This is a genomic window from Pantoea sp. X-Soil-MYKO-1785 (assembly GCF_059730675.1).
The window spans coordinates 48,733-61,765 of sequence record NZ_AP036000.1; the positions used below are offsets into that span (position 1 = coordinate 48,733).

Sequence of the window (13,033 nt, forward strand, 5' to 3'; positions counted from 1 at the left end):
ATGAGAAAGATTTTTCTGCAGATTGGCGCGACCCGTGACGGGCACAATCCCTACTGCGCGGTGGCGAAGCGCGACGGCTATTTTACCGTGCTGGCTGAGATGGGCGACTTTGTTGATTACCAGTCGCTGAGCCTGACGCTGCCCTTTGATCTGATCGTTCGCCTGGATCGACCGGAAAACCCGTGGGAGGTGATCCAGGCTTATCTGCACGCCGGTTTGCTGTCGCATCCGCAGGTGGTGCTGGCCGGTTTTGAAGCCTATAACGCCAGCGCCGGGCGGGTTCGGGAAATGCTGGCCGGACCCGATGCACCAGCCGCGTTTATCCCGCTGGATAAATATGCTCAGCGCATGGCGCTGAAAAAAGCCTGGCCTGCTTTCCCGCAGCCGGAGTTCCGCTTCTTCGCCTCACCGCTCAGCATTCTGGATGCGAAAGAGGCGCTGCTTTATCCCTGCGTGGTGAAACCGGTGGATGGCGGTGGCGGGCTGGGGATCTGGCTGATTGAACGGGCCGATCAGCTGTGCCAGGTGGTGAACAAGCTGGTACAGACGATGAATTACGGCGGACGCGGCTTCAGCGGTTTCATTGTCGAGAGCGGATTATCGGGTGAGGAATTCTCGTTGCAGGGCGTGGTGCATCAGGGACATCCGCAGGCGCTGACCTGCTGCCAGAAGGTGATTGAGCAGCACCGTGACGCTGAGGGCTGCGTCAGCTTTTACGAATCGGGACATGTGGCGCTGGCAGCGGCCGCGCTGCCATCTTCGTTCACCAGCCTGATGGCGTTTTGTTGCGAAACCTTTGGCTATCGTCAGGGTGCCTTCCATATCGATTTCATCCTGGTGAACGGTATTCCGCATTTTCTGGAGATGGGATTTCGGCTGTCAGGCATGGGCGTGACAACGCTGGTTCAGGAAGCCACCGGCATCGACTGGGCAGACGTGACCTTTGGCCTCGAGGCGGGCGCGGTGCTGCCGGCGTTTGCCTTCACCGCGCCGCGCGCGGTGGGCCAGCTGCGGCTGCGGCAACCGGCACAGCTGCAGGCGGCCGAGCGCTGGATCGATCAGCATCAGCAGGGTCAGCTGATGCCGACGCTGCGGCTGCCTGCACTGCAGGTTTCACCGCGATCGTCGTTATACGCCGATCTGACCCGACACGCCGGGGTTCTGGCGACCTTTTGCCTGACCGCGGCGACACGTGAACCGATTCTGGCGGCCTTTCATCAGGTGATCGCCGCGCAGCCCGCGGCGGCAGGGAGAAACACAGTATGTGCAGAATGATTCTGGCACACGGCCGGTTCGACAGCGCCGCCATTCTGGAGGCGGCGCGCGTCATGAGCTGTGGCGAGAGCGCCGACCACGACGGACCGATCAAACAGCATCCTAACGGCTGGGGCTGTCTGTGGCTGGAGAACGGTGAGATCCGCACCCTGCATGGCACCGGCGCGTTTGCCGACGCGCTGCCGGGCATTGATGTCGATCGGCTACGCAGCCGCTTTCTGGCGGTTCACGTGCGCCACGCCACCCTGAGTAAAAATCACGGACTGGAATTCTCGCATCCGCTGTGGCGCAACAGCGCAGGACATCGCTGGTACATGATGCACAACGGTTTTCTGCCGACCATTTATCGTCAGCTCGGCCTGGCCGAATCACGCTTCGATTCGGAAGAGTATCTGCACTATCTGGTCGATCAGATCACCCCGGCTGATTTCACCCGTGACTATCTGCAGGCAAAAATGGCTCAGGTTGCGCCAGGCGGCAGTGCAGGTAATGCGATTTTTGTCACCCGCGACAAGGCCTGGGCATGGCAGTGGCATCCGCACGACACGCCCTATCCCGACTACTTTACGATGCATTTTCGGCAACAGGACGATTGTACCCTGATCGCCTCTGAACCGGTGGCAATACCAGGCAGCGCCGGCAACTGGCGGCGAATGAACAATCATGAACTCTATGAAATACCGTTTAGGGAGTGAGAAACATGGCTATTTTCAATCAGTTCCGCGTGATTAATCCCAACATGTTTGTGGAGTCGACCTGGCTGGATGACATCGTAACGGCGCGCGTGCCGTTGCTGGTGCTGCGCAACTTCCTCACGCCGGACGTCCGCCAGGCGGTGGTGACCGATCTCCAGCACTGCCGGGAAAAGATCCGCGTATCCCACTACCCCAACGGTGCGCTCACCACGCTCGGTCCCTATCTGGCCCGGCATACGGCGGCGCCGGACAACTATTTTACCGAGCTGCGCGACATTCAACCGTCGCTGCCGCCGTCGCTTAGCACGTTGCGCGAACAGATCTACTACTGGGTACAACATGCGCTGCGGCTGGAGAGCCTCGCTACCGCGCAGGAGCCGGGCCGGGGTGAGTATGCCGGTTCGATTGTGCGCTTTCATGCCGACGGCGTGGCGAATCCGCTGCATAACGACAACATCGTGCGCGATGCCGCCAACAGCGGGCTGGCGGTAACCCAGATCCTGCATCAGCTCAGTTGCGTGGTCTGCCTGCAGGAGTGCAACGCCGGCGGCGCGCTGCGCATCTACAACAAAAAATGGTCGCCGGAGGATGAACAGTTCAAAACCGCCGGTGAGCTGGGTTATCGCAGCGGCGTGGTGGCGGGCAGCGAAACCTGCGAGTTTTCACCGCGCAGCGGCGATATCTACCTGTTTAACCCCGCCTTTTATCACGAAATTGACCGGGTCGAAGGCGATACCCGCATCACCATGGGCTTCTTTTTCGGCCTGACCGATAAAAAAATGAAGCACGCTATCGCCTGGAGTTAATCCAGGTTGCGCCAGATAAGGAGAGGGGAATGACGACGTTTGAAAAAATCATCGCGCTGCTGGATCAGCATCAGGCGAACTATCGGGTGGCAGAGCATCAGGCGGTGGGCCAGACCGATCTGATCAGTGAGATACGCGGTAACGCGCTCAATCAGGCGGCCAAAGCGATGGTGCTTGAGGTCAGCATGCCGGAGGGTGCCGATGCGCGTTATCTGCTGGCGATTGTGCCGGGCGATTGCCGGATCAACTTCAAAAGCGCGGCGCGCGCCATCGGCGGTAAGAAGTCCGCCTTTGCCGCACCGGAGATGGCCCAGGCGCTGACCGACTGCGTAATGGGGGCGGTGCCGCCGTTTAGTTTTGATGACCGGCTGGCGTTGCGGGTCGATACGCGGCTGCAACAGGTCGGGACGTTATGGTTTAACGCGGGTGCGCTGGATAAGTCGATTGCGCTGGCGGTAGAGGACTATTTTCGCATTGTCGGTGACGACTGCTGTGCGGATATCGCCACGCCGGTGGCGATCACTGCCTGAAGCGGCACAAGGAGTATCCGATGTCGGTAAAAGATATGCTGTTAGCGCTGTGCGTGGTGGTGGCATGGGGCGTCAATTTTGTGGTGATCAAGCTGGGGCTGCAGGGCATGCCGCCCTTTTTACTGGCCGGGCTACGCTTCAGCCTGGTGGCGTTTCCCGCCATCTTGTTTGTGCGTCGTCCGCCGATCCCGCTGCGCTGGCTGGTGGTCTACGGGATGACCATCAGTTTTGGTCAGTTCGCGTTTCTGTTTCTGGCGATCAAGCTGGGCATGCCCGCCGGCCTGGCGTCGCTGGTGCTGCAGGCGCAGGCGTTCTTCACGCTGCTGCTGGGCGCGCTGCTGCTGGCGGAGAAGCTGCGCTGGAATCACATTGTCGGGATTATTATCGCCACGCTGGGGATGTTTATGCTGGCCACGGCGGGCATGGAGGGCCAGACCACGGCCGGTATCACGCTGACGACAATGATGCTGACGCTGGCGGCAGCGCTGTCGTGGGGACTGGGTAACATCACCAACAAGATCATTATGCGCAACCGCAAGGTGCCGATCATGTCGCTGGTGGTCTGGAGCGCGCTGGTACCGATCGCGCCTTTCTTTGCCTGCTCGCTGCTGTTTGACGGCCAGGCCGCCATCCTCAACAGCCTGCTGCATATCGGGTTACAGACCATACTGGCGTTAATTTATCTGGCGTTTATCGCCACCATCATAGGCTATGCGATCTGGGGTAACCTGCTGAGCCGCTACGAAACCTGGCGCGTTGCGCCGCTGTCGCTGCTGGTGCCGGTGGTCGGGATTATCACCGCCGCGCTGGTGCTGGATGAGCACCTGTCGGGACAGCAGATGCTGGGCGCTACCATCATTATTCTGGGGCTGCTGGTGAACGTATTTGGCGGGGTAGTGGGTCAGCGTTTAGCGATGCGAACGCAATCCTGAAGGCAAAAAAAACGCCGCTGACGCGGCGTTTTTTATGATTATTTCAGAATCTCAATACGGCGTGGTTTCGCTTCTTCCGGCACCAGGCGTTCAAGATCGATGCTTAACAGACCATTTTCCAGACGGGCATCACGTACCACAATGTGGTCGGCCAGCTGGAATTTACGCTCGAAATTACGTTCGGCGATACCCTGATACAGGTATTTACGTTCGGTCTGCTCTTCCGGGTGGGCACCCCGCACGATCAGCACGTTATCGTGGGCGGTGATCTCCAGTTCGCTCTGAGAAAAACCGGCTACGGCAATAGTAATGCGATAGTGGTTTTCATCGACCAGCTCGACGTTGTACGGAGGATAGCCGCCGTTGCTCTGATTTTGATTCGCTTCGAGCAGGTTAAACAGGCGGTCAAAGCCGATGGCAGAACGATAAAGTGGAGAGAGATCAAAATTACGCATATTAAGACTCCTGAGTTTCAGCAAGTTTTGGCAACCTTCCACTACGGGACAGGTTTTTATACGGCACCTCACTGTCCCTTGCGGCAACGGTGAGTGCGTCCGTAATCTAAAAATGGGTGCCGGACGTCAGCTTTCAAGGGGGAAAACGCAATTTTTTTCGCCAGATTGAGAAAATGACATACACTCAGGACTACCTTTGCCGGACCAGTACGGACCTCACCCCAGAGTGATGGCGTTGTCTGGCAAGCCAACTCAGTCAGGCTTCTGTCAGGGCTGAAGGGATGATAATAATGAAATTGATGAAAACGTTACCGCTGGCGGGTGTAGTCTGCTGTGCCGTTGTGGCAAGCGGCTGCTCCAGCGTCATGTCACACACCGGCGCCAGTCAGGGCTACTATCCTGGCACCCGCGCCAGCGCCGATCTGCTGGTCGATGACGACACCAGCTGGGCACTGAAACCGCTGGCGTTGATCGATCTGCCGTTCTCCGCTGCGCTGGATACGCTGTTACTGCCGTGGGACTATTATCGCAACGACAGTGACAGATCGATCGACTCACCGCGCGAGCGGGTATTGCAAAGCGAGAAGCTGGCGCATACCCAGGAACATCTGGCGCAGGCCCAGCCGATGCCGACTATGCAGTCGTCGTCGCCGCAACCGTAAACAGCTGCCGCCAGCCGTTTACCTCACGCATATAAGCAATCTGGCTGCCGTCAGGCGACCAGACCACCGCGTCACCGGATGGCGGTTGCTCTGTCCGGTCAGTCAGCCGCTGACACGATCCGCTGGCGACCTCACACTGCATCACGCTGTTGTCGCAGATAAAAGCGATCGCCTGACCATTAGGGTGCCAGCTAAACGCCGACTGGATGCTGTGGTTCAGCCGGGTGATCTGGCGCGGCTCGCCGCCGTTGGGCGACACGCTCCACAGCTGAATCACCTGCTGCGGGTCCGCCATCAGAAAGGCGATCTGGCTGCCGTCCGGCGCAGCGCGCAGCCAGTGGCGTGGTTGCAGCGCCAGTCCGCGACTTACCGTCAGGCGACGCTGCTGCACGCCAGCAGGCGGTGCAGGTAACTGTCGCTCATTGCCCTCCAGCGGTGCCTCGCCCGCGCAGGCGTAATCCTCCAGCGCCTCGGGCAGGTCAACAATAAACACCTCAGGCCGTTTTTCACCCTGCGCATTCAGCGTATCGCCAATAAAGGCGATGGCCCAGCGCTGCCAGCTGCCGTCCGGTTTCTGGTAGCCGCGATCGCCAACCCAGCACTCTTCATAAGCGCGATTAATCTGGTCGCTGCCGGGTACGGGCTGCGCATGGGTACGGCTGACCAGCAGGCAAAAATAACTGCCGTCATATTCGCGTGGATGCTGCTTCTGCGGCGTCACCGCCCGCAGCGGCACGGCGATGCCGACGTTACGCAGGTCCTGGCGGCTATCCCATTCATGCATTACATGATCGTTGTAGGTGAAGCTGAGGCGTGACCCGTCGGCACTGAACACATGCACGTGCGAACCACCCCGCAGCGCGCCGGGCGTAAAGGGCGGAGTGATATCGCAGGCATCGAGATTGCTCGCCTCGCCGTTCTGAATAATGACGCCACGCCGATGGTGAAAGTCATACTGCCAGCTTGCGTCGGGATGCTCCGGGCCGTGAATACAGACATAGCGCGGCGGCAGATCGGGGCTGACGGTAACCACCCCGACATGGGCACCGTGGCGTGCCTGATACAGCACCTCCACCTCGCCGCTGGCCACATTGACCCGCTCAATGGTCTGACTGGTAAACGATGCGCCTGAGGGACGCAGGTCAAACGCCAGCCACTGGCTGTCGGCGGTCCAGACATTGATATTGGTAAGCTGATGCTGGCGGGCAGCAAAGGTGATCTGTTTTTCGCGCATGGAGGCAACCTGATAAAAATGTTGCCCCACACGCTACGCCAAACCGGCTAAAGATGCAGCTTCGATTTCGCCTCACTGCGTACCTGGCCGTCATCCCCGACGGCTTTTTTTCGTCCCAGCAGCAGGCCGAGTAAGCCGCCCAGCACCAGCGCACCCGCCACAATCAGCAAACCGTCATTGTAGCTGTGGGTGGCATCTTTAATGCGGCCCATGATCGGCGGAAAACCGAGGCCGGCAATATTCGCCACAGCGTTGATCAGCGCAATCGACGCGGCACCGGCGACGCCGGAGATGGTTTCGGTGGTGACGGCCCAGAAGACCGGCGTAATCGCCCAGTTGAGGCCCACCATCAGCACCAACAGACCGTAAGCCAGCCACTGTTGCGAAACCGCCATCGCGCCCAGCAGCAGCAGGCCCGCAGCGATCAACGGCAATCCCAGATGGCGGGCTCGCTCGCCGGTTTTGTCCGAATGACGGCCATTAAAATACATAAACAGACAGGCGAACAGGAACGGCACCGCCGACAGCAGGCTGACCATCAGGTTACTGCGGTCCTCCGCCACGGCCTTGACAATCAGCGGCAGAAACAGCGTCACGCCGATGGTACCAAACGCCTGCAGCAGCCACAGCAGGCTGAGCGCCCAGACGCGACCGCTTTTCAGCGCCACCCGCCAGTTATGATGGTGAATGGCGGAATGCTTCTCGTCACGTTCAATGGTCTGCTGCAGCCAGCTACGCTGCTCGCCGGAGAGCCAGCGCGCGTTGGCCGGTGAATCATCAAGATAAAACCAGGTGACGATGCCGAGGAAGAAAGCGGGAATACCTTCCAGCAGGAACAGCCAGCGCCAGCCCTCGACACCTAACATGCCGTGCATGTTCAGCAGGCTGCCGGAGAGCGGCAGGCCAATCACCGATGCCAGCGCCGCGCCGATATAGAACATCGACATGGCACGGGCGCGATCGCTACGCGGATACCAGCAGGAGAGGTAGAAGATAATGCCGGGCGTAAACCCGGCCTCTGCCGCCCCGAGCAGAAAGCGCATCACATAAAGCTGGGTGGGCGTCTGGACCAGGCTCATGCCGGCGGCAATGATCCCCCAGCTCACCATGATGCGGGCGATCCAGCGCCGTGCGCCGACCCGCGTCAGCAGGACGTTACTCGGCACTTCGAAGATGATGTAGGTGACGTAAAAAATGCCGGCGGCGATGCCGTACATCTCGGCGGTCATCGCCAGATCGGCATTCATCTGTAGCGCGGCGACGGAGATATTGGCGCGATCGATATAGGCAATCAGGTAGAGTAGCATGATGAACGGCATAATGCGCCGGTTCATTTTTTTCACGGTACTGAGATGCAGATGTTCACTCATCGGGAGATCCTCTCGTAGGGTATAGCGAACCCGGATCCCGCATCGCGCGGGAGCTGGCGAGTGTTTCTTATTATCGGGTGAAGCGGGTACTGCCAGAGCTCATCAAACACCTGCTGGTGGCTGCGGCCGTTTAAGCGGGTGACACCCGCCTCTGAGTGTCGGCTCTTAACCACGACGGGGTCGCGGTCGTCGCAGGCGCGCAGGTTGGCCGGGCCCCAGTCGGGAGCGATACGGAGGCTCACTCGACCTCCTTCAGGCGTTGAGTTGAGCTGGCAATCATGGCGCGAGCCGCCGCCTCTGCGGCGTCACTATCCTGATGGCGAATGGCATCAAACAGGTTCTGATGTTCACGCAGGGTTTGCGGCATGTTGTCGCGATCGGCGCGGTAGGTGCGGGCAAAAACTGCTTTCTGGAGCTGAACCAGCGCGATACTGAGCTGTTGCAGAATCGGATTGTGAACCGAAGCCAGCAGCGCCTCGTGGTAGCGCATATCCGCTTCGTTAAAGGCGTCCCGATCGTCACGCCGGGCGATCATCTCGTTGAGCGCCTGCTCGATAGCGGCTAGATCCTGGGCGCTGGCGCGTTCGGCTGACCAGCGCGCCAGCTGTGGCTCGACCAGCACCCGCACGTCGTTCATCGCGGCGATAAGCTTCGGATCGTGATTATGCTTTAACGACCATTGCAGAACGTCGCTGTCGAGGAAGTTCCAGTGCTGATGTGGGGTGATGAAGGCGCCCCGATAACGCTTAATTTCAATCAGGCGTTTCGCGGTCAGCGAGCGATAAACTTCGCGGATGATATTACGCGAGGTGGCGAACCGTTCGCACAGGTCCACCTCGGCGGGTAACGGCTGGCCCGCCGCAAACTGGCCAGAGACAATCTCTTCGCCCAGCGTCAAAAGAATCCGATCGGTTTTGCTGACGTCCTGCTTTTCCACTGTCTGTGTTCCTGTGTCCGGCCAATGCCTGAGCAAAAATTGTAGTACCACCTGGTAAAGTGGCACTACAATGCCGATCACAAAACAGACAATCTGTTACGCTGCAGCCTGCCAGCAGGAAAACAGACGGTTACAGCACCAGCTCTTCAATCGCGTGCGCCACGCCATCTTCCATATTGGTTTTGGTCACGAACTGGGCGATTTTCTTAACAGAATCAATGGCATTACCCATCGCTACCCCGGTGCCGGCATACTCAATCATCGCCAGATCGTTTTCCTGATCGCCAATCGCCATCACTTCTTCCTGCTTCAGGCCGAGCTTCTCAGCCAGCATTTTGACGCCCTGGCCCTTATTGACCCGACGATCGAGAATTTCGAGATAGTAAGGCGCACTCTTCAGAATGGTGTAACGCTGGTGCGCCTGTTCGGGCAGACGGGCAATCGCCGCGTCCAGCAGGGCAGGCCGGTCGATCATCATCAGTTTCGGAAAGCGGGTGGCACGATCCATCTCGTCAACGGCGCGGTAGCGTACCGGAATCCCGGTCAGGCTGGCTTCATGAATGGTGTATTCACTGATGTCTTTATTCGGTGTATAGAGATGGGACTTGTCGAACGCCTGGAAATGCACGCCCAGCTCACGCGCCAGCTGCTCAATGTAGAGGTAGTCGTCAAAGGTCAGCGTCACTTCCGCTACGCATTCGCCATCTTCAGCCTGATGGACCAGCGCACCGTTGTTGCTGATCGCGTACTGACCGGGCGTCTGCATATCCAGCTCCATCAGGTAGCGCTGGATACCGACAAACGGCCGGCCGGTGGTCAGCACAATCGAGACCCCTTGCTGGCGGGCGCGATCCAGGGCGGATTTCACGCCCGGCGTGATTTCATGTTGCGGATTAAGCAGGGTGCCATCCATATCGATAGCGATCAATTTAATAGCCATAGGGTCCTCGTTGCGTCTGGGTTTTGTTCAATGCTAGCGCGATTCAGCTCACATTGACCAGTTTAGCGGCAAGCGATGACAAATAGCTGATGCCCGGACCTCAGCCGGTAAACAGATCGCGGTGGATTTTAATCACGGCTTTTCGAATCAGCGCCGGTTCGGCGGGCGCACAGCAGGGACGATGAACGTCATGCGGGAAGAACAGCGCAAACATGCCGGGCGTCAGGGTGATCATCGACTCGTTTATCGTCTGCTGATAAAAAACCACGTCGCGTTGCTGGATAAAATCTTCGGTCACCACATGCTCCGGGTGCGAGCGGGCCACGCCAATATTCTCTACGCCAGCCAGCAGGTACTGGATGTCGATGTAGCTGACGTGGGATTCGGCCCGACGGACGCTGGCCGGTTCGGTCATCATCTCCTGCACCAGACAGAACATTTTGTCGTCCGCGAGGATCGGGTATTTCCCGCTTTCAAGCTGGCTGAAATCTGTCTCAGCAATCCAGCTTATCGCCTGGTCGATTATCGGATGAAAGGCGTGACGTTCTGTGGCCCAGTCGAGACGATCGCAAATAATCATGGTGTAACTCCCTGTCTGAACAGCATAGTGCGCCGCAAAGGCGCGAAGAGAGGCAAGAGTAAGGGAGGGCCAGCCGCTAAAAAGTGATCGCGATCGCAGCCTGCAGGCAACGTGGTGCAGTCGATGGACGATTTCAGGTTGCCCAGGGCAAAAAAAAGGCCATCACTTGCGTGATGGCCTGTGACGTCAGCAGCCGATTAGATATCGATATTGGCCGCTTTCAGCGCATTCTCTTCGATGAAGGCACGGCGCGGTTCAACCGCATCGCCCATCAGGGTAGTAAATAGCTGGTCAGCGCCAATCGCATCTTTAATGGTAACGCGCAGCATACGACGGCTATCCGGATCCATGGTGGTTTCCCACAGCTGTTCCGGGTTCATCTCGCCCAGACCTTTGTAGCGCTGTACCGAGAGGCCGCGACGCGACTCTTTCACCAGCCACTCAATCGCCTGCTCGAAGCTGGCCACCGGTTGACGACGCTCGCCACGTTCAATGTAAGCATCCTCTTCCAGCAGGCCACGCAGCTTGTCGCCGAGGCCGCAGATTTTGCGGTACTCAGGACCCTGAATGAAATCGGCTTCCAGCGGATAATCAGTATCGACACCGTGGGTACGGACGCGCAGCACCGGTTCGAACAGGTTCAGCTCGCGGTTTTCACGCACCTGCGCCAGGTAGGTGCTACCGTGCGCTTCGCGCTCGGTGAGATAGCTCACCAGGCTGTTCAGCCAGCGGGTCACTTCTGCTTCATTGCTCAGATCGCTCAGCGTGTCGTGATAAATCAGCGCGCGCAGCAGGGCAACCGGATAACGGCGCTCCATACGCTTGATCATCTTCTGAGTGCTGTTGAAGTCAGAGACCAGCGTCTCCAGCGGCTCACCGGCCAGGGCCGGGGCGCTGGCATTGGTGTGCAGGGTGGCACCATCAAGTGCGATAGCGATCTGGTATTGATCCATCGCGTCGTCATCCTTGATGTACTGCTCCTGCTTGCCTTTCTTCACTTTATACAGCGGCGGCTGCGCGATATAGACGTGGCCGCGCTCAATAATTTCCGGCATCTGACGATAGAAGAAGGTCAGCAGCAGCGTACGGATGTGCGAACCATCAACGTCGGCATCGGTCATGATGATGATGCTGTGATAGCGCAGCTTGTCCGGGTTGTACTCGTCGCGACCAATGCCGCAGCCGAGCGCGGTGATCAGCGTGGCCACTTCCTGCGAAGCGAGCATTTTGTCGAAGCGCGCTTTCTCAACGTTAAGGATCTTACCTTTCAGCGGCAGAATCGCCTGATTCTTACGGTTACGGCCCTGTTTGGCCGAACCGCCAGCGGAGTCACCCTCCACCAGGTAGATTTCAGACAGCGCCGGGTCGCGCTCCTGGCAATCCGCCAGTTTGCCTGGCAGACCCGCCAGGTCCAGCGCGCCTTTACGACGGGTCATTTCACGGGCACGACGTGCGGCTTCACGGGCGCGCGCTGCGTCGATGATTTTGCCGACCACGATTTTTGCGTCGCCCGGATTTTCCAGCAGGTATTCCGCCAGCAGTTCGTTCATCTGCTGCTCAACCGCCGACTTCACTTCAGACGAAACCAGTTTGTCTTTGGTCTGTGAAGAGAATTTTGGATCCGGCACTTTCACCGAAACCACTGCGATCAGACCTTCACGCGCATCGTCACCGGTGGCGCTGACTTTGGCTTTCTTGCTGTAACCCTCTTTATCCATGTAGGCATTCAGGGTACGGGTCATCGCCGCACGGAAACCTGCAAGGTGGGTACCGCCGTCACGCTGTGGGATGTTGTTGGTGAAGCAGTAGATGTTTTCCTGGAAGCCATCGTTCCACTGCAGCGCCACTTCCACACCGATGCCATCTTTCTCGGTAGAGAAATAGAACACGGTTGGGTGAATCGGGGTTTTGTTTTTGTTGAGATACTCAACGAATGCCCGGATGCCGCCTTCGTAGTGGAAGTGATCAGACTTGCCGTCACGCTTATCTTCCAGACGAATCGATACGCCTGAGTTGAGGAACGACAGTTCACGCAGGCGTTTCGCCAGAATGTCATACTCAAAATCGCGCACGTTGGTAAAGGTTTCGTGGCTTGGCCAGAAGCGCACGCGAGTACCGGTCAAATCGGTCTCGCCGGTCACCGACAGCGGTGCCTGTGGCACGCCATGGACGTAGACCTGCTGGTGCACTTTGCCTTCGCGACGAATGGTCAGCTCCAGCTTCTGTGACAGGGCGTTAACCACCGAGACACCAACGCCATGCAGACCGCCGGAGACTTTATACGAGTTATCGTCGAACTTACCGCCGGCATGCAGCACGGTCATGATCACTTCAGCAGCGGAAACGCCCTCTTCTTCGTGAATGCCGGTTGGAATGCCGCGCCCATCATCCTGCACCGAAACGGAGTTATCCGCATGAATGGTGACCACGATGTCACTACAGTGACCAGCGAGCGCTTCGTCGATTGCGTTATCCACGACCTCGAATACCATGTGATGCAGACCGGTACCGTCATCGGTATCGCCGATATACATGCCCGGGCGTTTGCGTACCGCATCAAGTCCCTTCAGGACTTTGATACTTGAGGAGTCATAAGAATTCGACATCAACGTTTCTC

13 protein-coding genes are annotated in these 13,033 nt (G+C 58.4%); 6 read left to right on the forward strand and 7 right to left on the reverse strand.

The window, feature by feature from the left end; genetic code table 11:
- From AC6I8D_RS00220 to AC6I8D_RS00240, 5 genes are read left to right on the forward strand one after another with little or no spacing between them, the layout of a single operon-like run.
- A complete protein-coding gene (locus tag AC6I8D_RS00220) occupies positions 1-1,275 on the forward strand; it encodes an ATP-grasp domain-containing protein (protein ID WP_312054899.1) in 1,275 nt (424 codons plus the stop codon).
- Positions 1,263-1,970, forward strand: coding sequence for a class II glutamine amidotransferase (locus tag AC6I8D_RS00225; RefSeq protein WP_312054898.1), 708 nt, complete (start codon positions 1,263-1,265; stop codon positions 1,968-1,970). Before AC6I8D_RS00220 ends, AC6I8D_RS00225 begins: the two co-directional genes overlap by 13 nt.
- Before the next feature lie 5 nt (positions 1,971-1,975).
- Positions 1,976-2,776 (forward strand): 2OG-Fe(II)-dependent halogenase WelO5 family protein, encoded by an 801-nt coding sequence (locus AC6I8D_RS00230; RefSeq protein WP_312054897.1) that lies wholly within the window; start codon positions 1,976-1,978, stop codon positions 2,774-2,776.
- Positions 2,777-2,805: 29 nt separating this feature from the next.
- Complete coding sequence (locus tag AC6I8D_RS00235; RefSeq protein ID WP_312054896.1) at positions 2,806-3,306, forward strand: YbaK/EbsC family protein; 501 nt, start codon at positions 2,806-2,808, stop codon at positions 3,304-3,306.
- 20 nt (positions 3,307-3,326) lie between these two features.
- Positions 3,327-4,238, forward strand: coding sequence for an EamA family transporter (locus tag AC6I8D_RS00240; RefSeq protein ID WP_312054895.1), 912 nt, complete (start codon positions 3,327-3,329; stop codon positions 4,236-4,238).
- A 38-nt stretch (positions 4,239-4,276) separates the two neighbouring features.
- Here the strand turns inward: AC6I8D_RS00240 and ibpA are convergent, their stop codons facing one another.
- Positions 4,277-4,693, reverse strand: coding sequence for a small heat shock chaperone IbpA (gene ibpA, locus AC6I8D_RS00245; protein WP_046289498.1), 417 nt, complete (start codon positions 4,691-4,693; stop codon positions 4,277-4,279).
- Between the two features lie 290 nt (positions 4,694-4,983).
- On the opposite strand from ibpA, the gene AC6I8D_RS00250 reads away from it, so the two are divergent.
- Entirely contained in the window at positions 4,984-5,355 is a 372-nt protein-coding gene (locus tag AC6I8D_RS00250) for a YceK/YidQ family lipoprotein (protein ID WP_497819496.1), read from the forward strand.
- Here the strand turns inward: AC6I8D_RS00250 and AC6I8D_RS00255 are convergent.
- From AC6I8D_RS00255 to gyrB, 6 genes are all read right to left on the reverse strand, one after another.
- The gene (locus tag AC6I8D_RS00255) at positions 5,327-6,589 is read right to left on the reverse strand and encodes a YidR family protein (protein WP_497819497.1); all 1,263 of its coding nucleotides are present in this window, start codon (positions 6,587-6,589) and stop codon (positions 5,327-5,329) included. The genes AC6I8D_RS00250 and AC6I8D_RS00255 overlap by 29 nt on opposite strands.
- Positions 6,590-6,636: 47 nt before the next feature.
- Positions 6,637-7,959: an MFS transporter gene (locus AC6I8D_RS00260; protein WP_497819498.1), complete on the reverse strand. Its 1,323-nt coding sequence runs from the start codon at positions 7,957-7,959 to the stop codon at positions 6,637-6,639.
- 238 nt (positions 7,960-8,197) lie between these two features.
- On the reverse strand, positions 8,198-8,896 hold the full coding sequence (locus tag AC6I8D_RS00265; protein ID WP_312759181.1) for a FadR/GntR family transcriptional regulator: 699 nt from the start codon (positions 8,894-8,896) through the stop codon (positions 8,198-8,200).
- A gap of 130 nt (positions 8,897-9,026) precedes the next feature.
- The gene (gene yidA / locus AC6I8D_RS00270) at positions 9,027-9,836 is read right to left on the reverse strand and encodes a sugar-phosphatase (protein ID WP_312054885.1); all 810 of its coding nucleotides are present in this window, start codon (positions 9,834-9,836) and stop codon (positions 9,027-9,029) included.
- Between the two features lie 100 nt (positions 9,837-9,936).
- Positions 9,937-10,416, reverse strand: coding sequence for a NanQ anomerase/TabA/YiaL family protein (locus AC6I8D_RS00275; RefSeq protein WP_312054883.1), 480 nt, complete (start codon positions 10,414-10,416; stop codon positions 9,937-9,939).
- 197 nt (positions 10,417-10,613) lie between these two features.
- Positions 10,614-13,022 (reverse strand): DNA topoisomerase (ATP-hydrolyzing) subunit B, encoded by a 2,409-nt coding sequence (gene gyrB, locus AC6I8D_RS00280; RefSeq protein ID WP_312054881.1) that lies wholly within the window; start codon positions 13,020-13,022, stop codon positions 10,614-10,616.
- Positions 13,023-13,033: the final 11 nt, after the last annotated feature.